This is a genomic window from Modicisalibacter radicis, assembly GCF_900961225.1.
In the GTDB taxonomy this organism is placed as follows: Bacteria; Pseudomonadota; Gammaproteobacteria; order Pseudomonadales; family Halomonadaceae; genus Modicisalibacter.
In genome coordinates this window covers 1-1,903 of sequence record NZ_CAAHFN010000097.1, presented here as the reverse complement: position 1 = coordinate 1,903, position 1,903 = coordinate 1, and the positions used below count along the sequence as shown (strand labels likewise).

1 protein-coding gene is annotated in these 1,903 nt (G+C 63.7%); it reads left to right on the top strand.

Annotation, left to right across the window (positions count from 1 at the left end):
* A partial coding sequence (locus HR9077_RS17165; protein WP_168380985.1) for a condensation domain-containing protein occupies nucleotides 1-1,903 on the top strand: 1,903 nt, incomplete at both ends.

The window sequence follows — 1,903 nt, the reverse complement described above, 5'->3', positions numbered from 1 at the left end:
CCAGGTGTTCGAGCATCAGCGCGTGGCCGAACTGGCGCGGGTGGCGACGCGTGTCTCGGGTGACGCGGGGCATCAGCGGTATCCGGCCGAGCGCGGCAGGCTGTCGGAGTTCCTGAGTGGCGAGCAGGTCGCGGCCCTGGGTCTCGACGAGGCGCGCATCGAGGATGTCTATCCGCTGTCCCCACTACAGCGAGGCATGTTGTTCCATAGTCTTTACGACGCTCTGGATGGTGCCTACATCAACCAACTGCGGGTCGACATCGACGGCCTGGAGGTCGAACGCTTCAAGCGTGCATGGCAAACGGTGGTGGTACGCCACGACGTCTTGCGTACCGGATTCCTGACCCAGGCAACAGAACCCCTTCAGTGGGTGTCCCGGGACAGCGAGCTGCCTTGGGTCGAGGAGGACTGGAGAAGCAGCGACAGCGAGGCACAGGAGAAGGCGCTGGACGTCCTGGCCGGGCATCAACTCGATTCCTTCGAGTTGTCGGTGCCGCCGCTGATGCGCATGGCGCTGATACGCGTCGACGATACCCAATATCACTTCATCTGGACGCGCCACCACCTGCTGTTGGACGGCTGGAGTACGGCTCGACTGTTGAGTGAGGTGATAGCGACGTATGGCGGTGGAGCGCTCGAGACTAAGCCGGGACGCTATTGCGATTATATCGCCTGGTTGCAAAAGCGGGATACCCAAGCCGATGAAGCCTATTGGCGCGAGCGGTTGGCGACGTTGGAAGGGCCGACGCGTCTGGCAGGTGTCTTGCCGGTGCCGGATGACGAGGTGGTGGGTCATGGTGAATGCACCCTGTGTCTGGATAAGGGGGACACGACGCGGCTGACGGCGCTGGCCCAGCGTGAGCGCGTAACGCTCAATACCTTGGTGCAAGGGGCGTGGGCACTGCTCCTGTCACGCTATAGCGGCCAGCGCAATGTCTGCTTTGGTGCCACGGTGGCGGGACGTCCCGGAGAGTTGCCCGGTACCGAGAGCATGCTGGGGCTGTTCATCAATACCCTGCCCATTGTCGCCACCATCGATCCTGAGTGGTTGGTCCATGACTGGCTACGCGATCTGCAGAACCAGAACCTGGGAAGTCGTGAGCACGAACACACACCGCTTTACGAGATCCAGGGCTGGATGGGAAGAGGTGGTCAGGGGCTGTTCGATAGCTTGCTGGTGTTCGAGAACTATCCGGTGGATGCGGCACTGCGTCGGGCGTCTCCAGAAGGGCTGACATTCGGTGAGGTGAGCCATCGGGAAGATACCAGCTATCCGTTGACCTTGACGGTGTTCCAGGGGGAAACACTGCGGCTGCAGTGTCGCTATGCACGGGCGGCGTTCGAGGCAGGGTGCATATCAGCCTTGATGGGGCACCTGGAGTGCCTGCTGCAGCAATTGATGGCACATGGAAAGGAGCGACTGGGCGACATCGTCCTGCTGAGCGAGCCCGAGCGACAGCAACTCGCCAGCTGGGGCGACAACCCCCGGCGTTACCCCGACGTCGACCCGGTGCACCGGCTGTTCGAGCACCAGGCGATGGCCACGCCCGAGGCCACGGCGCTGGTCTTCGAGGATCAGTCCCTGAGCTATGCCGACCTCGATGCTCGGGCCAACCGGCTGGCCCACTATCTGATCGGTCTGGGCGTCAAACCCGAGACCCGGGTGGGCATCGCCGTGGCGCGCTCCGTCGAGATGATGGTGGGGCTGCTGGCGATCCTCAAGGCCGGCGGCGCCTACGTGCCGCTGGACCCGGACTATCCGGCCGAGCGGCTGGCCTACATGGTCGCGGACAGCGGTATCGAGCTACTGCTGACCCAACAGCACCTGCGTGACGCACTGCCCGCGACCGAGGGCCTGAGCGTGCTCGCACTGGACCGGCTGGACCTGGCGCATCAGGCGTCG